Source organism: Pseudomonas sp. WJP1 (assembly GCF_028471945.1).
Taxonomy (GTDB): Bacteria; Pseudomonadota; Gammaproteobacteria; order Pseudomonadales; family Pseudomonadaceae; genus Aquipseudomonas.
This window is the reverse complement of record NZ_CP110128.1, coordinates 2,716,829-2,737,196: the sequence shown is the minus strand read 5'-3', so window position 1 is coordinate 2,737,196 and position 20,368 is coordinate 2,716,829. Positions and strand designations below refer to the sequence as shown.

At 59.9% G+C, this 20,368-nt stretch carries 20 protein-coding genes; 7 read left to right on the top strand and 13 right to left on the bottom strand.

Annotated elements, in window-relative coordinates; genetic code table 11:
• Positions 1-202: 202 nt before the first annotated feature.
• The 5 genes from OH720_RS12440 to OH720_RS12420 all read left to right on the top strand — a co-directional run bounded on the left by OH720_RS12440 (position 203) and on the right by OH720_RS12420 (position 4,818).
• Positions 203-1,684 (top strand): sensor histidine kinase, encoded by a 1,482-nt coding sequence (locus tag OH720_RS12440; RefSeq protein WP_272605848.1) that lies wholly within the window; start codon positions 203-205, stop codon positions 1,682-1,684.
• A gap of 257 nt (positions 1,685-1,941) precedes the next feature.
• The gene (locus tag OH720_RS12435) at positions 1,942-3,093 is read left to right on the top strand and encodes an amine dehydrogenase large subunit (RefSeq protein ID WP_272605847.1); all 1,152 of its coding nucleotides are present in this window, start codon (positions 1,942-1,944) and stop codon (positions 3,091-3,093) included.
• A 13-nt stretch (positions 3,094-3,106) separates the two neighbouring features.
• The gene (locus tag OH720_RS12430) at positions 3,107-3,646 is read left to right on the top strand and encodes a MauE/DoxX family redox-associated membrane protein (RefSeq protein ID WP_272605846.1); all 540 of its coding nucleotides are present in this window, start codon (positions 3,107-3,109) and stop codon (positions 3,644-3,646) included.
• Between the two features lie 5 nt (positions 3,647-3,651).
• Positions 3,652-4,278: a methylamine dehydrogenase accessory protein MauD gene (gene mauD / locus OH720_RS12425; RefSeq protein WP_008062109.1), complete on the top strand. Its 627-nt coding sequence runs from the start codon at positions 3,652-3,654 to the stop codon at positions 4,276-4,278.
• A gap of 18 nt (positions 4,279-4,296) precedes the next feature.
• Positions 4,297-4,818, top strand: a complete 522-nt coding sequence (locus OH720_RS12420; RefSeq protein WP_008062110.1) for a methylamine dehydrogenase light chain — start codon at positions 4,297-4,299, stop codon at positions 4,816-4,818.
• On the opposite strand, the gene OH720_RS12415 is transcribed toward OH720_RS12420, so the two are convergent.
• Entirely contained in the window at positions 4,779-4,967 is a 189-nt protein-coding gene (locus tag OH720_RS12415) for a hypothetical protein (RefSeq protein WP_272605845.1), read from the bottom strand. The genes OH720_RS12420 and OH720_RS12415 overlap by 40 nt on opposite strands.
• Between OH720_RS12415 and OH720_RS12410 the strand changes: the two genes are divergently transcribed.
• Positions 4,966-5,487, top strand: a complete 522-nt coding sequence (locus OH720_RS12410; protein WP_272605844.1) for a cytochrome C — start codon at positions 4,966-4,968, stop codon at positions 5,485-5,487. The genes OH720_RS12415 and OH720_RS12410 overlap by 2 nt on opposite strands.
• Positions 5,488-5,817: 330 nt before the next feature.
• Entirely contained in the window at positions 5,818-7,242 is a 1,425-nt protein-coding gene (locus tag OH720_RS12405; RefSeq protein ID WP_180206356.1) for an undecaprenyl-phosphate glucose phosphotransferase, read from the top strand.
• Positions 7,243-7,330: 88 nt separating this feature from the next.
• On the opposite strand, the gene OH720_RS12400 is transcribed toward OH720_RS12405, so the two are convergent.
• From OH720_RS12400 to OH720_RS12345, 12 genes are all read right to left on the bottom strand, one after another.
• Positions 7,331-8,443 (bottom strand): glycosyltransferase 61 family protein, encoded by a 1,113-nt coding sequence (locus OH720_RS12400; protein ID WP_272605843.1) that lies wholly within the window; start codon positions 8,441-8,443, stop codon positions 7,331-7,333.
• A gap of 69 nt (positions 8,444-8,512) precedes the next feature.
• On the bottom strand, positions 8,513-9,655 hold the full coding sequence (locus OH720_RS12395) for a hypothetical protein (RefSeq protein WP_272605842.1): 1,143 nt from the start codon (positions 9,653-9,655) through the stop codon (positions 8,513-8,515).
• A 241-nt stretch (positions 9,656-9,896) separates the two neighbouring features.
• Positions 9,897-10,640 carry a WecB/TagA/CpsF family glycosyltransferase gene (locus OH720_RS12390; protein ID WP_272605841.1) on the bottom strand — a complete coding sequence of 248 codons (744 nt, stop codon included), beginning with the start codon at positions 10,638-10,640 and terminating at the stop codon, positions 9,897-9,899.
• Positions 10,640-11,827 carry a glycosyltransferase family 2 protein gene (locus tag OH720_RS12385; RefSeq protein ID WP_272605840.1) on the bottom strand — a complete coding sequence of 396 codons (1,188 nt, stop codon included), beginning with the start codon at positions 11,825-11,827 and terminating at the stop codon, positions 10,640-10,642. The genes OH720_RS12390 and OH720_RS12385 overlap by 1 nt, the downstream gene beginning before the upstream one ends.
• Entirely contained in the window at positions 11,824-13,026 is a 1,203-nt protein-coding gene (locus tag OH720_RS12380; protein WP_272605839.1) for a glycosyltransferase, read from the bottom strand. Before OH720_RS12380 ends, OH720_RS12385 begins: the two co-directional genes overlap by 4 nt.
• 71 nt (positions 13,027-13,097) lie before the next feature.
• Positions 13,098-14,021, bottom strand: a complete 924-nt coding sequence (locus tag OH720_RS12375) for a DUF535 family protein (RefSeq protein WP_272605838.1) — start codon at positions 14,019-14,021, stop codon at positions 13,098-13,100.
• Between the two features lie 7 nt (positions 14,022-14,028).
• Positions 14,029-15,006, bottom strand: a complete 978-nt coding sequence (locus OH720_RS12370; protein ID WP_272606440.1) for a glycosyltransferase — start codon at positions 15,004-15,006, stop codon at positions 14,029-14,031.
• Between the two features lie 5 nt (positions 15,007-15,011).
• The gene (locus tag OH720_RS12365; RefSeq protein WP_272605837.1) at positions 15,012-15,536 is read right to left on the bottom strand and encodes a serine O-acetyltransferase; all 525 of its coding nucleotides are present in this window, start codon (positions 15,534-15,536) and stop codon (positions 15,012-15,014) included.
• A gap of 8 nt (positions 15,537-15,544) precedes the next feature.
• Positions 15,545-16,501, bottom strand: a complete 957-nt coding sequence (locus OH720_RS12360) for a glycosyltransferase family 2 protein (RefSeq protein WP_272605836.1) — start codon at positions 16,499-16,501, stop codon at positions 15,545-15,547.
• Complete coding sequence (locus tag OH720_RS12355) at positions 16,494-17,111, bottom strand: acyltransferase (protein WP_272605835.1); 618 nt, start codon at positions 17,109-17,111, stop codon at positions 16,494-16,496. The genes OH720_RS12360 and OH720_RS12355 overlap by 8 nt, the downstream gene beginning before the upstream one ends.
• Before the next feature lie 113 nt (positions 17,112-17,224).
• Entirely contained in the window at positions 17,225-18,691 is a 1,467-nt protein-coding gene (locus OH720_RS12350) for a GMC oxidoreductase (RefSeq protein ID WP_272605834.1), read from the bottom strand.
• Positions 18,692-18,961: 270 nt separating this feature from the next.
• Positions 18,962-20,344 carry an oligosaccharide flippase family protein gene (locus OH720_RS12345; protein ID WP_272605833.1) on the bottom strand — a complete coding sequence of 461 codons (1,383 nt, stop codon included), beginning with the start codon at positions 20,342-20,344 and terminating at the stop codon, positions 18,962-18,964.
• Between the last annotated feature and the right edge of the window lie 24 nt (positions 20,345-20,368).

Sequence of the window (20,368 nt, the reverse complement as noted above, 5' to 3'; positions counted from 1 at the left end):
GCCCCGCTCCTACAAGGATCGGGGTCGTTCCCCTTGCATTGCGGTCCAGTGTAAAAACCGCTGCGAAGCGCAACTATTGGTGCGTGCAGCCCCCCGGCTAAAGAAATCCCCTAGTCGCACACCGGTTACCTCTGAGCGCGTCCCCCTGTGCGAGCAGGTATAAAGCGCCATACTGGAACCCTCTGCCGTAAAGGGCTTTGCGATGTACTTGCCAAAACCAAACGATTTCCATGCGCTGATCGAAGCCATGCCGCTGTGCATCATTCTTCACGATGCGCACACCAAGGAAATTCTCTGGGCCAACGCTGCCGCCCTGGCGGCGCTGGGTTTTACCCTGGAAGAACTGACGCCGCTCAAAGCCCCGGACATGACCCGCGACGCACCGAAGTACCGGCGCTCGGTGGGCCTGCGCTGGCTGGAAGGTGCCGCGCGCACCGGTCAGCGCGCCATCGAGTGGTGCTATCGCTCCAAGCAGGGGGTGGAGATTCTTTCCGAGGCGGTGGCGACCCTGGTGCACCTGGACGGTCGCGATGTGCTGATGGTGCAGTTCCGCGACATCTCCAAGGAGGACAAGGTCAAGCGCGACCTCAAGCGTTTCGAAAGCCGCCTCAAGGCCTTCATGCAGGATCTGGCCGAGGGCGTGGCGGTGCTCGGCCCCGAGGGCGATATCGGTTTTATCAGCGACTCCGGCGCGCACTTGCTCGGCAGTGAAGTCCATCAATTGATGGGCGAGAACTTCCTGGCCTGGTGCGATGAGGATTCGCGCCAGCGTCTGCTGCAACAGTTCGCCCACGAGACACCGGAACACACGCCGTTCAACGTGCATTACCAAGTACAGCGGCGCGACGGCGAATGGCGCTGGCATGACGCAACGTGCCGCTATATAGAGATTGAGGATGACCTGGTCGGGCATCTGCTGCTGTTTCGAGACGTCACGGAGCAGGTGCAGGCCGAAGAAGCGCGCCGGCTCAGCGAGCAGAAACTCGAATACCTGGCGCGCTACAACGCCATGGGTGAAATGGCCGTGGCCATCGCCCATGAACTGAGCCAGCCGCTGGCCGCCACCCGCAATTTCATTGAGGGCGCGGTGATTCGCCTGGGCAACGCGGCCGAGACCGATCAAGGCGTCACCTGGGGTTTGCAGAGCGCCGTGCGGCAAATCGAGCACGCCTCGGTGATCATCAAGAGCGTGCGCGATTACGTGGTGAAACTGGAGCAAAGCGAAGAGCTGATCGACCTCAACGAGCTGCTGCGCGAAACCCGCTATTTCATCAGCCTGCGGGCCGATCCGAGCCTAGTGCGCGTGGACGTCGTGACCTCACCCGAGCCGCTGCGGGTCAGTTGCGAGAAGGTGTTGATTGGCCAGGTGATCCTCAACCTGGCGTTCAATGCGATTGAAGAGATGGCCGACCTGCCGCTCGAGCGCCGGGTGTTGCGTATTCATGCCAGCGCCGGCGACGGCGTGGCGCTGGTGCGCATCGAGGACTGCGGTCGCGGCATCCAGGCCCAGGCGCAAGAGAAGCTGTTCGATGGTTTCTTCTCGTCCAAGGTCAGCGGCAACGGCATCGGCCTGGCGCTGTGCAAGAACATCATCGGCCGTCATCGGGGCGATATCTGGGCGCAAAACCTGGAGCCTTGCGGCGCGGTGTTCAGCTTTTCCCTTCCCCTCGCCACCAGCGCCTGACACCCCGCCCATCCCTCTGTAGGAGCCAGGCTTGCCGGCGAAGGCGTACTCAAGGACGCGTTCGCCGGCAAGCCTGGCTCCTACAGGAGATGGACGGTGGGCGATGCGCGGCAGGCGTTTCCCGACACTGGCACAGATACACAAACACTTGGCAGGCAGGGCAATTCCCGCGATTGCAGGGCGAGGCACTATTCGATGGTCAGAATCTGCCCACTCACCCGCGATCCGCGTTACCAATAATTCAGGAAGTTCCCCTTATGCGAACAAACAGGATCTCCGTACAGTCAGCGCTAGGCCTGAGCCTGCTTGTACTCGGCTTGAACAGTGCCCGCGCGGACCTGCCCGCCGACACCGGCATCGGCCAGACCACCTTGGCCTTCCCCGCTGAACCGCACCGGGCATTCGTCGTCGATGTCGAGTTCGAAAGCTTCGTCGCCGGGCGTGTCACCGTGGTCGACCCCGACCAGAAACGCGTGCTTGGCATGGTCCCGACCGGCTTTGCCGCACCTTCGGCCCTGAGCCATGACGGCAAGCTGATCTACAGCGCCGACATCTGGTATTCGCGCGGCACCCGTGGCACCCGTACCGACGTGCTGACCGCGTGGGACAGCTCGACCCTGTCGCCGGCCTGGGAAGTACTGATCCCGAACAAGCGCGCCGAATCGCTGACCCAGCGCTACGGCCTGAAGACCAGCGGCGATGACCGTTTCGTCTACGTCTACAACTTCACCCCGTCGACCTCGGTGACCGTGGTCGATACCCAGGCCAAAGCGGTGGCCACGGAAATCTCGATTCCCGGTTGCGTGCTCAACTACCCGATCGGCAAGCGCAAGTTCGCCTCGCTGTGCGGCGACGGCAGCCTGCAGGTCGTGACGATCAACGACGAGGGCAAGGAAACCGCGCGCAGCCGCACGCCGTTCTTTGATCCGAACGCGGAAAAACTGGTGGAGCGTGCGGTCAACGTTGGCGACACCTACTACTTCACCACCACCACCGGCACCGTGCGCGGTGTGGATTTCAGCGGCGATGCGCCGAAAATCCTGCCGAGCTGGTCGCTGGTCACCGATGAAGAGAAGAAGGCCGGTTGGGCACCGGGCGGCTGGCAGCTGATGGCGGTCGCGCCGAAGCTGAACCGCTTGTACGTGCTGATGCACGACGCCCACGAACCGATGAAGTGGGAAGACCCGAGCCCCCTGATCTGGGCCTTCGACCTCAAGACCGGCAAGAAAATCGGCACCCTGGAAGCACCGGTACCGGTGTGGAGCATGCAGGCGACGGGTGACGACAAACCGTTGCTGTTGGGCACCGACGTTGAAGGCGGCTTGCAGATCTTCGACCTCAAGACCAACAAGCACACCGGCAGCATGGCCAAGGTCGCGAAAACCGCGACTCAGGTCATGAGCTACTAACCGAGGTTCGGCCATGCAATCAGATCCGATCTTCATCCTTGCCAGCGCCATCGCCATTGCGGTGCTGCTGGCCAGTGCCGCAACCCACAAGGTGCGAGCGCCAGCGCGCTTTCGCAAACAGCTTGCCGATTATCAACTGCTGCCCGACGCGCTGGTGCCCCCGAGCGCGCGGTTGATTCCGCTGCTGGAACTGGCGATCGCGTTCGCGTTGCTGGTGCCGGTCAGCCGTCCCTGGGCGGCGTTGAGCGCGGCGGGCCTGTTGGCACTGTACGCCGCTGCCATCGGCATAAACCTGTGGCGCGGTCGTCGCGACATCGACTGCGGCTGTGCAGGCCCCGACCAGGCGCAACCGCTGCGCCCTGTGCTGCTGCTGCGCAACAGCGTGCTGGTGGCGCTGGCGCTGCTGGCCAGCGTGGCACCGATTGCCCGTGACATGACTGTGTTCGATGGCTTCGTGACCCTGGCCTCTGCCGCCGTCGCGCTGCTTATCTACGCTGCGGCCGATGGCCTGGCGGCGAACTCCCCTCTTCTGCTCAAATTGATTGGTAGGTAATCACAATGGAAGGCTTGATAGTTTCCAACGTTCTGCTCTGGGTATTGCTGGTGGCCGTGGCGTTCGTCGTCATGGGCCTGGTCCGTCAGATTGGCGTGCTGCACGGCCGCTTGGCCCCGGCCGGCGCGCTGATGATGGACAAAGGCGTGGCTGTCAACGAAGCCGCACCGCAAGTGACCGCTGCCGACCGTAATGGTCGCCCGGTGAACTTCGGCTACGCCGGTGAGAAATCGCAACTGCTGTTCTTCCTCTCGCCGACCTGCCCGATCTGCAAATCGCTGCTGCCGGCGATCAAGTCCATCGCCAAGGAACAAGCCAGCACGCTGGACGTGGTGTTCGTCAGCGACGGCGACATGGACGCCCAGCAAGCGCTGATCCGCGAACACAAACTGGAAGACGCCACCTACGTGGTCGGGCCGGAAGTGGGCATGACCTACCAGATCGGCAAGCTGCCGTACGCAGCCCTGATCGACAAGTCCGGCACCCTGCGCGCCAAGGGCCTGGTCAACTCCCGCGAGCACCTGGACAGCCTGTTCGAAGTCGAGCACCTGAAGCACGCCACGCTGCAGCAGTACCTCAATGCTCAGCCCCACGACCACGCTCACGATCATAGCCACGGCCATAGCCACTGATAAGGCAGGGAGACCTTCATGAAACTGCTGGATCTGTTGTTCGAGCGCTCCTCGCGCCGTGTTGCCGACACGACTTCGCGCCGCAAACTGCTGGCCCGCATGGGCTCGCTGATCGTTGCTGGTGCCGCCCTGCCCGTGCTGCTGCCGCTGGACCGTACCAGCAAGGCCCTGGCCGCCACTGACCCGAAAGCCGGCGACCCTGGCGATCCGAACAGCTGCGACTACTGGCGCTACTGCTCCATCGACGGCTTTCTGTGCAGCTGCTGCGGCGGCTCGGTGACCTCCTGCCCACCCGGCACCGAAGCCTCGCAAGTGACCTGGATCGGTACCTGCCGCAACCCGGCCGACGGCAAGGACTACATCATTTCGTACAACGACTGCTGCGGTAAGCAAAGCTGCGCCCAGTGCGCCTGCACCCGTAACGACAGTGAAGAACCGGCCTACCGCCCGTTCAACAACAATGATGTGAACTGGTGCCTGGCCGCCAAATCGCACATCTATCACTGCACCGTTTCGATCATCCGTGGCGTGGCGGTCTGACACGCACCACCGCCGGTTGCCCTGGCAGCCGGCAGTCTTTTGTAGGAGCCATACTTGCCGGCGAAGGCGTATTCATAGACGCCTTCGCCGGCAAGTCGGATCGCCGCACCGCTGGCTCCTACAAGGTCCCCCATAAGGAGACATTTCATGCGCAAGCTGCTGGTCCTAGGTCTCGTCTGCGCCCTGACCACCCCACTCGCCCATGCCCGGGCCATCCCGGACCCGACGCAGCGTCACGCGCCGGGCAACGAGGAACTGCAAAAGCCCATCGCCGAGGCCGGCTACAGCGTGGGTGTGAACTATCAGTTGCAATGCGCCGGTTGCCACCTGGGCAACGGGATGGGCTCGGCGGCCAATGACACGCCGCGAATGACCGGGTTTGTCGGTAACTTCCTGAAAGTCCCCGGCGGTCGCGAATTCCTGGTGCGCGTGCCGGGCATGTCGCAATCGGCGTTGAACAACGCGCAACTGGCAGACCTGCTCAACTGGCTGATGCGCGAAGACGGCATGGCTGGCAAAAGCCGACCCGCCGATTACCAACCCTACAGCGCAGACGAAGTGGCGGCACTGCGCGCCAAAACCATGCTCAACCTGCCTGGCACCCGCGCCGAACTGATCAGCAAGATGCGCGCCCAAGGCATCGCCATCGAAGACGGAATGAATAACTGACAGCGCTGCCCATGCGCTGCTCATCCGCTCTTCCCGCCCAGGCAATCCAAGTGCTACCGATGGTCGTCCAATCCCCCCAAAAGCAGGCCGGCCGGCGCCTGCGTCAATGCTGCAGACTAAACTTCGTCCATTGCGTGAATGAATCCACACTGCTGCTAAAGTGATAGCACGGGATGCCGCTTTTTCCCCTGCCTGCAAATTTCGGTGGACGGTGGATTTCTCGACTATAAGTAGCTTGCCGCTGAGGCTAAAGCTCTGAAACGAAGGTGGTTTTGACCTGGATCGCGTTCGGGTTGGGCGCGAGGGGGGCAGCAAAAATGGGATCTGATCATGATTTTTGAGCCGAGCAGTAGCCGTTCCGTACTCCAGCGAAGAAGCAGTACCAGTATCTTTATCCAGGCAGGCCTCGATAGCCTCGCTGTCACCGGTGTCGCGTGGTACCTGATTGTTTATCACGTCGGCTTCATCACGCAGGCTTATGTGATCATGGTCCTGCTGTTGCTGGGGGCATTGGCCGTCGTCTACGACCACTACGCCATTTATCGAAGCAATGTCGGCTTTGCCGTCAAGGCCTTCAAACTGTTCAAGGCATGGACCGCCGCTTTTTGTTTTCTCGTCGCCATGGCCTTTCTTACGAAACAGAGCGAACAGTACTCACGCTTGCTGGTGGGTGAGTTGTTCGTCATCGGTTATTTCGCCCAGCTGCTTTTGCACCTCGCGACCCGTGAACTGCAAAAGAAATTCCTGGCTCACCCCACCCAACGGGACAACGCACTGATCATCGGCTCGGGCGAGCTGGCGGATTTCCTGCATCAGAAAATCAGCAACAATCCCTGGCTGGGTGAACGAGTGGTCGGCTCCGTGTTGATCGGGGCGGCCGATGACCAGGGCAAGGACGGCTCGGAAAACCCCAACCGCCTGGCGATACTGGGTCATATTTCCGATCTGGACGACCTGGTCGCACAGCATTCCATCCGCACCGTCTACTTCGTCACACCACTGGACGGCTCGCAGGTGATCAAGGATGTGTACTTGAAGTTGTTCGACAAGCACATCTCGGTCAACTGGGTGCCGGACATCTTTTCCCTGCGCTTGATCAACCACAGCGTTCGCGAGATTGCCGGCATTCCCGTGCTGACCTTGTCCGAAACGCCACTGATGGGCATGCGCCTGCTGCTCAAGAACCTTGAAGACCGCGTGCTGGCGTTTCTGCTTTTGCTGTTTGCAGCGCCAGTGCTGGCCATCGTCGCCATTGCCATCAAGCTCGACAGCCCCGGGCCGGTGTTCTTTCGCCAGCAACGGATGGGCTGGAGTGGCGGACCTTTTCGCATCTGGAAGTTCAGGAGCATGGTCGTCCATCAGCCCGAAGACGGTGTGGTCAAGCAAGCACAAAAGAATGATCCGCGCATGACCCGGGTCGGCGCCTTCATTCGACGCACCAGCCTGGATGAGCTGCCGCAGCTGTTCAACGTGCTGATGGGCGAAATGTCCCTGGTCGGGCCGCGTCCGCATGCCATCCAGCACGATGCGCAGTATTCGCCCGACATCGCCGACTACTTTGCGCGCCACAACATCAAGCCTGGCATCACTGGCCTGGCCCAAGTGCGTGGATATCGTGGCGAAACCAAGGATATCGAGCAGATGATTCGCCGGGTGGATTCGGACATCGAATACATCAACAACTGGTCGCTGTGGCTCGACTTCGTCATCCTTGCCCGAACAGTGACGGCCTTCTCTGGCAAGCATGCCTACTAGTCGTGACTTGTGCGATATCCAATGCCAGGTAGCGCTGACCATCAGCGCTACCGGGTAACCAACAGGAGAGGAAAAGCCTGGAAAGATGTCAGGCCGGGAACAGGTCGAGCGTGCGCTCAACCTCATCGGGGTCGATCCTGAAACCTTCGCCGTCCGGAGTGCCCACCACAAAACCGAAGTTCTGCCGGTCGCGATCCGTCAGGTACTTGAAGAAGCAGACGAAACGATCAGGGGGTTGCAGGATCAGCAGCGAACCGCCGGGTGCAAGGACATTGACGCCGTGTATGAGTTGGCTGCCTTCGATGCCGATCACTGTCCTGGCCCCGGCACAGGCGGCGACGATGCTCGCCACATCCATTTTCGAAGGGTCGATGATGCGAAATCCCCGGCGCTCGCGCAGACGCTCGGCCAGTTCCAGTTCATTGCGCAACAACCGCAACTCGCCCTTGTTGCCCCGCAGCACGAATACCCCCGGATGCGAAACGACATTGACATGCGACAGCAACTTTTCAGACATTGCGCGAAAGCGCATGTGCTTGTGCCGGTTCTGAGGGATGTCGTCAAAGATCACCAGTTCACGAAAAAACCCGTTGCGCAAACGAAGCGGATTCATGCCCAACCACTTTTCATAACCGGGGGCGTGAAGTATCCCGTGCCTGGTTGCGCTAACCTCGGTTTCAGCGAGCGCCGTGGTCACCGGCACGCCCTCCTCGCAGGCCATTGGATAGGTGATGCAATCATCCACCATCCATGAGCCGAACCAGGTGTTGCCACCCACGGTGCAATACATCGCCCCGCGATCGATTTCGTTTTCGATGCGAATCTTCGGCAACCAATGGGCCCTGGGCGATAACCAGGTCTTGGCATCACCTTTGTAAAGCGCGCCGTCGATCAACCACGCGTCCTTGAGCAGAAAGGCGCGAGTCGGACCGTGCTGGACGGGACCGATGCCCTCCATGGTGCGACGGGGATGCTCGAAGGGGTAAAACTGCCACCCCGTCACGCGTTCAAGCTGGTTGGGCAGGTAGAACGCAGGCGGAGCATTCGATACATCCGCCGGAGCCACTTCCCAGGTTTTCACCGCGACACTTTGCAGGTTCTGCGGCGGTTTCCTGACAAGTTTCTCCTTGAACATGTGTTTATACGCAGCAAAACTCCATTTCGCCCCAGCGCCGCTCACCAACATATTCGATTGCGACATAAGGATTACCACTCTACGTTTAAATACAAATAGCGCTTGCCGTCCCTGTGCGCAAAATCAACACTCCAATCAGTTGCAAATAATGGTTTCCAGAACAGGCGGCGATTTCAGATGACTGTATCGCGCCCGTAAAGTCTCGAGCAGTTGTTCTTGTGGCGCCTTGGCGCAATGCAGATAAACCTTGCCGAGCCCACCAAATCCCATTTCGCGATAACGCTCGGCGACGTCTTCATCACTTTCCCCGTCCGGCAAACCTAGATGCAGAGTCAGTTTTCTACCCTCTACGGCAAACAAGGGGGTTTCCCAGAGAAACTGCGCGACGCCCACCTTGGGCAGCCGGACAAATAGATAACCGTGGTTGTTCAGCGTATCGACATCGCCACCGCGCCGTCTTTTCCATTCCAGTAAGCCATCGTCCGGGCGCGCCAGGCAGGTGCCGATATCGTAATAGTCGAAGCCGTTTTCCAACGCCCATTCCAGGGCCATGAAGGTGGTGATCGAGTTGATTTCCCGTAGCTTTTTCGCGTCCGAATAGACTGTTTCGGGGTAGCCGAAACGGATCGTGCTCCAGTAGCGCTTGCCTGCGCGGGTAATCACGCAGCCAAGGTGACAGGCAACCACTTCGTCTTCCAGCAGCACCAGGTCCAGGCGGCCGGCGGTTTTCGCCACCCTTCGCACCTCCTGCTGCTCGATTTGCGAAGCGGACGTGCCATGCCTTGCGCTGGCATAGGGTTGCAGCATGCCTTGGTCGGCGCTTTCGATTTCATCATCGTTCAACGCCTGTTTAAGGCGATAGCGCAAGCGGTTCTTGCGAAGATTGCGGCGCAGTTCGGAGTTGTATCTTGCGGTGATGTCTTCGATCGATCTGCCCAGGGGTACTACAGCGCTAAGATACTGGGGCACACAGAGTGCACCCGGTGTCGGTATTTCACTGACAAACACCGGCCGGCCTGACTTATCAGCCTTTACTTGCTGATTGGCTACCTGAGGTTCAGCACCCATCAGAACTTTCACGAATTCGCGCTGTGCCTTTCGGCCCATATAGAGAATGTCGTAAGCGCTGTCTTCGCGTAGCTTGAACCTGACAAATTCCCAGCGCCAGAAACAGGCCCGAGCGGCAATCTCGCGCAGCCAGGCGTGAACTTTCCTCAGTTCAAAGCGTACCGATGGCGTAATCAACTGACGCAACAGTGCCTTTACATATTCTTTCATTTGGTATTAACACTAAATGATTAAGGAAAGATTATTCGAAAGTTCGAATCAAGGAATAACAGACTGATAACGAGGCTTCGATATGAGCGCGGCTGACGTCAAATTTTCGTCGCCATTCGCACTAAAGGCGAAACAAATCAATACCGCGTCAGCAAGTCGTCGCTTATATGAGCAGTAAAGATGCTACGCCGGAGTTTTGCAAGATATTACAGCGCCAACCCTGTTCATCCGCCCCCCGACCTCACCCGCCAGTCGGCGCTGTGCAGGCAAGCGTTCTCAATATGAACATCGGGTTACCAACCACGTAGCGACTGAACAGGCGCTTGGGCTCACTGACCAGCCTGAACACCCATTCGCAACCCAGGCCCCGCACCCATTGCGGAGCGCGGTTCACCTTGCCACCGAGGAAGTCCAGGATCGCCCCCCCACACACGATCAGGCAAGGCACGCCGCTGGCCGCCAGCCGTGCAGCAACGACTTCCTGCCTGGGCATGCCCATGCCCAATATCACCAGTTCCGGTTGATGTTGCCGGGCCAGCTCCAGGTAGGTCTCGACGTCGGCGAAACCATGGTGGACAGACACGACATCGACCGCCAATGCAGCCTCGCAATGCTTTGCCGCATTGGCCAGAAAAGGCTCTTGCGTGCCCCACAAAGCCACGCGCCGTCCATTGTAGGCTGACAGTATTTTGGGGATGAAATCCGTGCCGTTCATGTTCAACCCCGGCTCCCTGCCCATTCGGCGAAACAGGATCGACATGCCGGAGCCATCGCGCAGCAACACGTCGGCGGCCGATAGCGCCTGGTAGTAGGCGTTGTCCTTGGCAACCAGGTTCATGGCATGGGCATTGACGAATCCAAGCACCGTCGCCCGTCGAGGCCTGGACAACACCTCGATCAGGCGCTGCTCTTGATCGGTATCTTTGATGACCCTGAGTGTCTGGATGATCGTTTGCCAATGCTGCTGCCAGGCCAATGCGCGCATCAGGAGTCATCTCGCTTGGAACGCACCCATTCAACCTGGCGTTTAACCAGGAAGCCGAGGTACAGGGGGATTTTCTTCAGTGCGTAGAATGGTGCATACAGCAAGGCGGAAAAGGCGATGATGGCGCGACCGAACTGGCTCCACGCCAGCAAGATGGTCACCGTCAACAGGCCCACCCCGACCGATGCGATCAAGGCCGGCAGCCATGCGCCGAACAGCCAGAACACCAACCAGGACAGGGTAAACGCCGCGCCCAACAACAACGTCAGCAAGGCCAGCGGCGGTACCAATAGATCCAGGGTCATGGCCAGCAGGTTGAAGTTGCGTCGGGTAAGCGACTCCACGAGCAATTTTGGCGCGTCCCCCAGGATCACGCCCAGGTGACCATGCTCCCAGCGCGTACGCTGGGTCGTGAGGCCTTCGTCACTGCGCGGGAAATAGCTGGTCACCAGGGCATCCGGGCAAAACAACGGCGGCTTGCCGCTGCGACAGAAATCCAGGCCCATTTTCAGGTCTTCGACGATGTGGCCACTGGCAAGGGTGATCAAGGGCAGGTCGCGCCAGACGAACGCCATGCCCGTGCCCATCAGCTGACAGGGCAACCCCAGCCGGGCCCAGCCTTGTGGCCGCACCCGATTCTTCACGCACCAGGCAAACTCGGCGATCTGCACCTTCAGCCCGGAACCCGTTGGGGCGCGCATCAGGTCAAGCGCCTGGGTCGGCCGCCCCGAGTCGATGCACTGTATGGCCAGGCGTTCGATGAAGCCTTCGTTCACCTGGCAATCGGCATCGACGATGATCAGCACATCCGGCGCATCGCTGGCCAGGTGACGCGCGCCAAAATCCAGGGCATAGCCCTTGCCTCGCTGCTGGGTATTGCTGCGTTCCACTACCTCGGCGCCGGCCGCACGGGCCATCGCGGCGGTGTCGTCGGAACAGTTGTCGGCGACCACCAACAGGCGGTCGCCCTCGCGCAGTTGCGGGCGCAGGGAATTCAATGTGGCCTGGATAATCGAAGACTCGTTGTGGGCCGGCACCAGCACCGCCACCCGAGGTCGCGGGCGCTGCGCGAGCGCTTGTGTACGCACCGGCAAACCCGCCAGCAGCACCTGCACGAACAGCACCAACACCGGCAGGAGGATGATCGCCAGCGGTACGCCGAGTAGCCAATTGAGGAATGTGATCATGCTTGCGCCTTGAACAGATGAGCCAACTTGGTCGCTTCGGTATCGATATCGTGGCGCTCCAGCACCCGCTGGTAGGCCGCCTCGCCCATGCGCTGCAACTGCTCGACAGGCTGTGCCAGGCAGTCCGCCAGCGCCGCCGCCAACTCTTCCACCGCGCCGGCGGGAAACAGCCAGCCGTTCTCGCCCTGGCGCACCAGTTCGGGAATGCCCGCCACATAAGTCGTCAGCACCGGCCGGCGCAACGCCATGGCTTCCATGATGACCACCGGCAAGCCTTCGGCGAAGCTCGGCAAGACCAGGGCCCGGGCGGCGAGAATTTCCGTGCGCACCTGCTCGCTGCTGATCCAGCCGGTAATGCGCACACGCGATTGCAGGCCATGCCGGGCAATCAGTTCTTCGATCTGCGGGCGCATTTCGCCGTCGCCGGCCAGGACGATCTCGAACGCCACACCCTGTTCGGCCAAGCGACGCGCGGCCTCGAGCAACAGCAATTGGCCCTTCTGCTCACACAAGCGCCCCACGCAGACCAACCGCGGCGCGGACGGTACCGCCACCGCCGGCACATCGTGGAAGGCCCGCTCCAGGCCACAATGCACGACCTTGACCCGCGCCCAGTGCGCGTGTTCGACCCAGCGATACAGCTGGCTGCGCCCATAGGCGCTGATGGCCGCGACAAACGCCGAGCGCCGCACTTTCTCGCCCAGATGGATGAACTGCGCCTTGTCGAACTCTTCCGGGCCATGCACGGTAAAACTGTACGTCGGCCCGCCGAGTGCGTTGACCAGCATCACCACTTCGGTCGAGTTGGTACCGAAATGGGCATGCACGTGTCGTGCGCCGAACGCCTGTACCCAGGACAGCACGCGACATGCCTCGAGCAAATAGACCAGATGGTACGGCCAGGGCCGATCGGCGCGCCGGCCCATGCGCAACGCCAGCCACAGCGTCGAAAAAAACCGCCGCGGCTGGGCACGCAGCACCTGCAGCGCTGGTCGCAACAGCGCTTTGACGCCACCCTCCAGCACATAGCGGGTCTTGCTGCGTTCGGACTCGTCCTCGGTGTCCACCAACTCGCCGTCCCAGCCTCGCAGCGCGATGCGTTGAACCTCAAAGCCCTGGCGCTCCAACGCCAGGATCTCGCGACGAATGAAGCTATGGCTGACCTTCGGGTATTGATTGATGAAATAAGCGATACGCATGGGCACCCGGCTTGAATGTCGTCGAAGTTGTCACTGCAGGTACCCCCACAGTAGTCCAGTAACCGGTCACGTCAATTCACCGCGTAGCTGCCGATCAACACCTGGTCGATCCTTGCAAAGGTATCGTCCAGCAACTCATAGCGCCGGCGATACATGGCGCGTTTTTTTGAAGCAATGGTGTCCAGTGGCTTTCTGGACGATGCCATGGGTATTTCAAAAAAATCTTCGCGCGCAGAAGGTGTCGCCCCGTGCTCAAGCCAGATCGAATCATAATTGGCGGCCAGCTCCTGGGCTTTGTGCGCGCCAAAATACGGGTGGCGATGATGACGATACACATCCCCTACCGCGTAGATTTTTCCGACACCGATATTGCCGGCGATGTACTTGATCACTTCAATCAGAAAACTCCTGGGCCGCAGGCCTTCGAAGTCCTTGGTGACATCCCTGTAGATGCCCAGCGATCGGTCGCTCTCGATACCTTTGTGGATGCCCTGAACGGCACCAATGAAGATGCAAAGCTCACCGTCCGTGCAACACAAGGTGAAGGCGATCGAGGCAATGCGCAAATCGCCCTGGAACAGGTTCAGCACCAGCTCGCCTTCACGCATGAACCAGAACGGGCGGTCCAGCACCAGGGTACAGCCGGCGGACCACGCCGTCAGGTCGCTCAAGACCAGACTGTCGTCGCGTCCGAACAGCAGTAGCTGCGGGCAGCTTTTCGTCACCACCTCGTAATGCGAGGCCATGACGCCCAATTTGTCCTGGGAGTTCCAGCTCTTGCTGATGTAGGGCCAGTGGATGACACCCAGGCAATCGCCGCCGAGCTTCTCGATACCGGTATCGCCCAGCGCGTTGGACATGCGCCCGAAAAACACATTCAACTCGGCCCAGTTCTTGCCCACCAACAGCGCAAACTTGAGTTTGTTCTTCAAGGCCCTCAGGGAATAGCCAGCGTGCAGGGAGAAGACGCTTTTGACGATAATCCAATAGTCCATCGAAGTCTCACTTGTATTCGATCAATGCGGATTTGCCGGCACCGAACCTGTTCAAAAGAAACTTGACCTGCCCGAACATCTCGGGAAATTTGCCCAGCACGAGGAAGAACGCCAGCAGCCAGTTTTGCCGCGCAGGGCCAGCGCCCCGCCGTGCCAGGCGCGCGACCTGCACGGGATAGACCAGCAACACCAGCAACCCGGGCCAGCCCAGCATCAGCGTGGCAACGACCGTTGCCAGCGGCACGCCCAAGCCCCAGAACCAGGCCCGGCGCGACTCCCGGCGCCAATGGCGCTCCGGTGCGGCCCCGTGTAAAAACGCTCCTTCGGCAAAGGCATAACCGCCGCGCAAGGTACGCCGCCACCATTGGCCGAAGCGGGTCATGCTCGCATCGTGCAAGGTCATTTCTTCGCCCAGGCGCCAGATCTTCCAGCCCTTGGCGCGCAGGCGCACACAGAGCTCCGGCTCTTCCCCTGCGATCAGGTCCGGCCGGTAACCGCCCGCGGTGACGAAGGCGTCGGCGCGCATCAGTGCATCGCCACCACAGGCGCTGGTCGCACCGGTTGGCGTATCCCATTCGAGATCGCACATCAGGTTATAAATGGATCGTTGCGGAAAACGTTCGCGGCGCCGCCCGCACACCACCGCTACCTCAGGGTGGGCCTCAAGAAAGGCCTGTGCATGGGGCAGCCAGCTGGCGACCACCTCGCAATCGCCGTCGACGAACTGCACATGACGCATCGACGGCAACAGGCGTTGCAGTCGGGCAAAACCTTCATTGCGCGCACGTGCGGCCGTGAAGGCAATGCTCATGTCCAGTTCGACCACCTCGACGCCAAGCCGGCCGGCCATCTGTACCGAACCGTCGCTGGAGCCAGAGTCAACATAGACGATCTGCTGAGCCGCCCCGACCAGCGACGCCAGGCAGCGCTCGAGGCGCGGGCCTTCATTGCGACCGATGACCACGACGCCCACCCCCGTCGTCACCGTGCTCATGAGTATTGCTCGGCATCAGCGAGCTTGCGCTGCTTGATGGTCGCCGGCACGCCGACGGCCACCGAGTTGTCAGGCACATCGGTCAATACCACGGCATTGGCGCCGATCACCACATTATTGCCGATGCGGATATTGCCCAGCACCTTGGCGCCGGTACCGATATCGACGTTGTTGCCCATCACCGGGGCGATCGGCTCCTTCACGTTCTTGAGCCCCACGACCACGCCATTGCGGATTCGGCAGTCATCGCCGAACTGCGCATAGCCACTGATAACGATGCCGCCGAAATGATCGATGACGAAGTTGCGCCCGACCACCACCTCGCACGGCAGCTCGATGCCCGTCACGATCTGCACCAGCTTGAACAGCACTTTGTAGATAAAGGACAGTAATTTGCGCAACAGCGCCGGGCGCACGCCGTAGCGCCAGCGCCCGAAGCGATACACCAGCATCACCCAGAAACCCTGGGCGCCCCAATCACCGTCGTATGCTCGCAAGTCCGCACGTATGTTTTCGAACATGGACTGACCTACCGTGTGGGTTGGCTACCGAGTTTGGTTTTACGCAGCAGTGCCCAGGTCACACGTGTGTGTTGCCAACACGCCTTGATGGCGGCCCGTCCGTGACCTTTCAACAAAGCCTTGAGCCCCAGGATCAGGTCACACAGGCCGACCAGCAGCATGTGCAAGGCCAACCCCGGCAAACCGTGATGCTTGCGGAAGTACAACAGCTCGCTTTCGATCTGCAGCGTCTGTAGCTGTCGGCCGTCTATATTCAGCTTGTCGACCGACTTGGCGCTCTCGCCACCGATATGCACCACCGAGGTATGGGGGTAGTAGACCACCTTCCACCCCGCCTGCTTGACGCGCCGGCAGTGATCGACTTCCTCGTAGTAGAGGAAATAACGCGGATCGAACAAGCCGACCTTGTCGATCACTTCACGGCGGATCAAGTAATAGCAACCCGGCACCCAGTCGCACTCGCGCACCGAGGCATGATCCCAGGCCAGGTCGTCGACCAGTTTCACCCAAGGGAAAAAGCGCTCAAGCCCGGCAGTCACGAGGAACACATTCAGCGGCGTCGGAAAGTAGCGGCAGGAGGGTTGCAGCTCGCCGTCCCGACCGACCAGGCGTACACCGAGGATCCCGCAATCGGGATGAGCCTCCATGTACTCCTGGGTCTTGGCCAGGGTGTCGTCGGACACAAACGCGTCGGTATTGAGCAGCAACGCGTACTTGCCCTGCAGATGCTCGACCAACTGATTATTGGCCCGACCAAAGCCGACATTGTCCTTATTGGCCAGCAACACGGCCTCCGGACAAATATCGCCCAGGCAATCCAGCGAATTGTCCGCCGAGGCATTGTCCACCACCAGGTAGCGCGCGCGGTCAGCACTCTTGGACTGGCGCAGCGCATCGAACATGGGCTGCAACAGTCCCGCCGTGTTGTAGTTGACCACGAGCACATCCAGTGGCGCGCTACTCATTGGCTTTCTCGCCAAAGAAGTACTGCGTTCTCATGGCCCTTAACTTGGGCTCGTAATCCGGATCAAAGTGAGTGCCGCGGTGGCGGATGAGATCTATCCACGGATAGGCTTCGCAACGTTCTTCGATTTTCTTGAGCAGATCTTCAACGGTGCAGAGCACCTTCGCCGGGTTACCCCCCACCACGACTCCGGGCGGAACATCCTTGGTGATCACGGCACCGGCGGCGACGATTGAATTCGGACCGATGGTGACGCGCGGCATGACGATAGCGCCATAACCGACGAAACTGTTGTCACGGATATCGACCGCACCGACGGAGTCGAGTGTTTTGCCCGCGCTGACCTCGAACAGGCCAATGATGCCGTCGTGCCCGAACACTGTGCAATCGGACAAGCCGACGTTGTTGCCCAGGCGCAGCAGCGAAGGGTCGGGGATGTTGCAACCGGGATTGATCCACACGCCCTTGCCGACCGAGTGTATACCTCCCCAGCGCGCCAGGAACTCTGCCCATTCGAAGCCTGTGGGGTGACAAAACCTCTTGTATAAACCCTTCCCCCGACCTGTTTTCCATGCGTAGTAACTTATTGCACGCCTTGCTAGCCCAATCATCCTGTCAGCCTCACAAAAGTCAGCGTTTCACATCGGTTCCAAGACCAGATGCACCATGGTTTTGTTGTTTTTGTGGCACCCCGATTTGGTTGCTCTCCCTAAGACTTTTTAATTCAAGAATACCTGCCTGTCGCAGGGCCCATTTGATGGTTGAGGTAATCCGCCAACCGCAGCGTCAGCTGCAACAGCGGCATGGTTGGATTGCTCGCGCCAGCGGTTGAAAACACACTGCTGCCAGCGACGTACAGATTATTGGTGCCGAACACTTTGCAGTTCTCATCGACCACCCCGAATTCAGGGGAGGTCGCCATCCGGGTCGTCCCCATGTGATGGGCATGCGGCACGACCTTCAGTGGCAAGGAAACGTCATACACCGCTTCCTCCAACTTGACATAGCCAAGCCCCTCTTCGGCAAAACACTTTGCCACTTCCAGGCCTATGCTTTTTACCGTCTCCCTGTCTTCAGGGGCGAGCTCCCAGTGGATGTTGGCCTTTCTCATCCCCAGCTCATCGTGCTCTTCGGTCAACGCGACGCGACTCTTGCGGTTGGGAAACTGCTCGATCATCGTGGAGAGCTCGCCGTCACCGGGACAGTTGAACTTGGCAATGAACTCGATCTTGTGCGCCATGCCAGCCTTGCAAGCCAGGTTTTCGAAAAAGCCCTTGATTGCCGCCATGCGCCCATAGGTTTCCACGGCCGACAACAGTGAAGCCGTGACATTGCCTTTACCGGAGTGATGCTCGATCACAAACGCATCCTTGGTGTAGAACTGCCTGGCCTCCCGGCTTTCGCCGTTGTTGAGGATGAAGGTACCGAGGGCGATGTTCAGGTGTTCCATGAAGCATCGACCGACCAGGCCATCCTCGGTGACAACGCCAGCGGCGGCCAAGGATTTGCTGTTGAGCAACTGCCTGGCATTCTCAATCGCGCCAGTGGCCAGGATGAATTGCCTGGCCGAGATGTGCGCTTGATTGCGTTCGTAATCGGACACTACGACGGCGGTGATGCGACCGGTGTTGCTGTCGAAATCCAGGTCGACGCAATTGCAATTGATGAAGACGTCCAGACCCTCGGCCTCCTCGAGCTCCTTGGCATATTTTTGTGCAAATCGAGTCGGCGGACTGAGCAGGAAACGGTCGGCTTCGAATTCGTCGCTGTGAAAGGCCGCGTTGACGGTCTTGAATCCCGAGTCCAGCGGCAGGTCCAGAATGGCCATGGCCGCTGGCAGATTGCGCTCCATCTCGGAAAACGCGATGGGCCAGCCGGGCAAATTCACCGGAGGGGACAGGGTAAAATCCGAAGGCTCGAAGGGACGGCAACGACCGGCCCAGTGGTTGGAGGTACCCCCCAGGTAGCGCAGGCGGGTTTCTTCAGCGAAGACATCCAGCCCCGTGGAAGGACAATTGTAGAGGTTTTGCGAATACGGCGCATATTCGCGCCCCCCGCCCTCGAGAAGCACTACGCGCCAGCCATTGCCGGCCAAACGCAAGGCCAGCGTAATGCCGGCCGGGCCTGCACCAACGATGCAGAAATCATAGTGATCGCGCAGGTCTTTCTGCGTTTGGTAGTCTTTGATCATATTTGCAGTTACCGGAAATGCACGGCAGGTAACACCCACCCGTTGATAACGACAAACTCCGATTTTCCTGCAGGAGGCCGGGCCCCAACCCCGGTGAATTTCATCGCCAGCCCCCCCAGGCTTAACAGGGCAAATGCCCGAATGAGACCTCTGCGACTAATGACAGAGGCATTAAGCTCGCGTTCACTCATCGTTCACGGCTCCACGGCATCGAGATTGCATCTGAGATTCAAAGGGTGCTTCAACGTCAAGAAACCCTGGCCAACCGCTTCAACCGAAAAGCCACCTGGAAACGACCAGCACCAGCTCACCACACAAGGCCCCCACCACCAGCATAGGCAACACGATCAGTTCACGCTTGATATCGAGGATACCCACGCGACGATTGACATACACAACCAGCACCAAGGTCGGCAACGTATGCAGCGCGACACCCCAGATCGCGTAATCGACCCCGCCGATAGCCAATAACAGTGGCACCAGCACCCACAACGAAACAACCCGAATGATGTTGTCGATGGCCTGGTACTTGGTGAGCCCCAAGGCGATCCAGACTTGATTGGCCACGATGTAGCGCATCACGAAAAACGACGTCGAAAGCACGGCCATCATGTGGCCTGCCTGGGCGTAACGGTCGTCGTACAACACCTTGATGATGAGTGGACTGGTGACCCAGAGGAATCCGCAAAGAAACAGCAGCGCAACGTCCACCATCATCTTGAAGCGGTAATACAGCCTGCGCAGCCGCTCGAGGTCGTTGGTTCTCGAGGCCTCACCGAAGGCCGGCAGGGCCACGGCCCCGACCACTTTCAATACACCGGTCTGAAGCGCGCCCAGGATCAGTCCTGCAATGGAATACACGCCCATTTCGGTGACGGTCATGCTGCCGCCGAAAATGATCCGGTCCCCCTGCATGGACAGTACGCCCACGGCCGAAGACAACAGTATCCAGCGACCGAAGACCACCAGTTCGTCGAGCGCGGCACGTTCCCACTTCAGACGGTTGGACGGCCCCTCGAACCAGAGATGTCCAAGCAGCGTGCTGGCCAGGGCCGCGGCCAGGCCGGCAGCCACCAGCGACCAGATGGAGCGGGTGAAGTAACCGATGGCCAGCATCACCAGCAGGCCGACCACCTGGGAAAGAAATTCGGCGATCACCACTTTCTTTTGCTGGAAAGCGCGAACCGCCAGGTCGACTTTCGTCGACTGGAACCCGTAGATGATCGCGGTAAGACCGGTCCAGGCCAATACCATCGGCAACTCCGGTGCGGCGTAGGTGGAGCTGTGCGACCAGAAATCGACGGATTGCGCATACCAGGCAGCGACGGCGAGAAACAGGGTCAAGGCAAACAGCACAAAGCCGCGCACGATCTGCACGGTCCAGAGGGTATTGAGAAAAACCGGATCGTCGCCGCGCGGGCTCTGCAGGATGTTCTGACGCAACCCTACATCGGAGAGCAGGTGCAGAATGAATAAAACGGTGGCGGCGATGCTGATGATGCCGAACATTTCCGGCATCAGCAGGCGGGTCATCACCAGGTTGCCGGCCAGGCGCATCACTTGAGAGGTGACCAACGCCACCAGGTTCCATGCCCCAGCAGATATTGCTCGCCCGCGAAGGCTAAACGTTGGCGAGATGTTTACTGAAGGCATAACATCAATCCCGTATTGGACGAC

Coding starts and splice junctions, on each gene's coding strand:
- OH720_RS12440 (WP_272605848.1), top strand. CDS start 203: ATGTACTTGCCAAAACCAAACGATTTCCATGCGCTGATCGAAGCCATG.
- OH720_RS12435 (WP_272605847.1), top strand. CDS start 1,942: ATGCGAACAAACAGGATCTCCGTACAGTCAGCGCTAGGCCTGAGCCTG.
- OH720_RS12430 (WP_272605846.1), top strand. CDS start 3,107: ATGCAATCAGATCCGATCTTCATCCTTGCCAGCGCCATCGCCATTGCG.
- mauD (WP_008062109.1), top strand. CDS start 3,652: ATGGAAGGCTTGATAGTTTCCAACGTTCTGCTCTGGGTATTGCTGGTG.
- OH720_RS12420 (WP_008062110.1), top strand. CDS start 4,297: ATGAAACTGCTGGATCTGTTGTTCGAGCGCTCCTCGCGCCGTGTTGCC.
- OH720_RS12410 (WP_272605844.1), top strand. CDS start 4,966: ATGCGCAAGCTGCTGGTCCTAGGTCTCGTCTGCGCCCTGACCACCCCA.
- OH720_RS12415 (WP_272605845.1), bottom strand. CDS start 4,967: ATGAAATGTCTCCTTATGGGGGACCTTGTAGGAGCCAGCGGTGCGGCG.
- OH720_RS12405 (WP_180206356.1), top strand. CDS start 5,818: ATGATTTTTGAGCCGAGCAGTAGCCGTTCCGTACTCCAGCGAAGAAGC.
- OH720_RS12400 (WP_272605843.1), bottom strand. CDS start 8,443: ATGTCGCAATCGAATATGTTGGTGAGCGGCGCTGGGGCGAAATGGAGT.
- OH720_RS12395 (WP_272605842.1), bottom strand. CDS start 9,655: ATGAAAGAATATGTAAAGGCACTGTTGCGTCAGTTGATTACGCCATCG.
- OH720_RS12390 (WP_272605841.1), bottom strand. CDS start 10,640: ATGCGCGCATTGGCCTGGCAGCAGCATTGGCAAACGATCATCCAGACA.
- OH720_RS12385 (WP_272605840.1), bottom strand. CDS start 11,827: ATGATCACATTCCTCAATTGGCTACTCGGCGTACCGCTGGCGATCATC.
- OH720_RS12380 (WP_272605839.1), bottom strand. CDS start 13,026: ATGCGTATCGCTTATTTCATCAATCAATACCCGAAGGTCAGCCATAGC.
- OH720_RS12375 (WP_272605838.1), bottom strand. CDS start 14,021: ATGGACTATTGGATTATCGTCAAAAGCGTCTTCTCCCTGCACGCTGGC.
- OH720_RS12365 (WP_272605837.1), bottom strand. CDS start 15,536: ATGTTCGAAAACATACGTGCGGACTTGCGAGCATACGACGGTGATTGG.
- OH720_RS12360 (WP_272605836.1), bottom strand. CDS start 16,501: ATGAGTAGCGCGCCACTGGATGTGCTCGTGGTCAACTACAACACGGCG.
- OH720_RS12355 (WP_272605835.1), bottom strand. CDS start 17,111: ATGATTGGGCTAGCAAGGCGTGCAATAAGTTACTACGCATGGAAAACA.
- OH720_RS12350 (WP_272605834.1), bottom strand. CDS start 18,691: ATGATCAAAGACTACCAAACGCAGAAAGACCTGCGCGATCACTATGAT.
- OH720_RS12345 (WP_272605833.1), bottom strand. CDS start 20,344: ATGCCTTCAGTAAACATCTCGCCAACGTTTAGCCTTCGCGGGCGAGCA.